Origin of the sequence: Roseomonas rosulenta (genome assembly GCF_016106005.1) — a bacterium.
Taxonomy (GTDB): Bacteria; Pseudomonadota; Alphaproteobacteria; order Acetobacterales; family Acetobacteraceae; genus Neoroseomonas; species Neoroseomonas rosulenta.
Genome location: NZ_JACADR010000629.1, coordinates 1 through 691, shown reverse-complemented (window position 1 = coordinate 691; position 691 = coordinate 1). Strand labels below are relative to the sequence as shown.

Below are 691 nucleotides of genomic sequence, written 5' to 3'. Positions count from 1 at the left end.
CCGCCGCCATCCCTGCGATGGCCGGCAGCGGTTCGGTGCCCCCCCGCCGCCCGCGTTCCTGCCCGCCGCCGGCGACCAGCGGAGCGACATCGAGCCCCGCGCGCAGCACCAGCGCCCCCGCCCCCTTGGGCCCGCCCAGCTTGTGGCCGGAGATGGCCAGGCTGTCCGCGCCCTCGATCGCCACCGGCACGCGCCCGGCCGCCTGCACCGCATCCACATGCAGCAGCGCGCCATGGGCGCGGCACAGCGCGGCGGCCCGCGCGATCGGGTGCAGCACGCCGGTCTCGTTGTTCGCCGCCATCAGGCAGACCAGGGCCGGTCCGCCAGCGGCGAGCACGACCTCCAGCGCCGCCAGGTCCAGCGTGCCGTCGGCCAGCACCGGCAGCAGTGAGGCCTCGGGGGCGGCGCGCAGCACGGCGGGGTGTTCGGTGGCACCCACCAGCACGCGGCGCCCGGCCGAGAGCCCGCGCACGGCCAGGGCATTCGCCTCGGTTCCGCCGGCGGTGAAGACCACGTCCTGCGGCCGTGCGCCGAGCACCCGTGCCACGGTGGCGCGGGCATCTTCCAGCGCGCGCCGCGCCGCGCGGCCCTCGGCATGGACCGAGGACGGGTTGCCCGCCAGGTCGAGCGCGGCCAGCACCGCCGCGCGCGCCTCCGGCCGCAGCGGCTCGGTGGCGTTGGCGTCCAGGCA

1 protein-coding gene is annotated in these 691 nt (G+C 78.6%); it reads right to left on the bottom strand.

Features of this window, described 5'->3' with window-relative positions:
* On the bottom strand, nucleotides 1–688 hold a 688-nt coding region (locus tag HW578_RS27330), incomplete at its 3' end, for a cysteine desulfurase family protein (RefSeq protein WP_232479340.1).
* Nucleotides 689–691 lie beyond the last annotated feature (3 nt).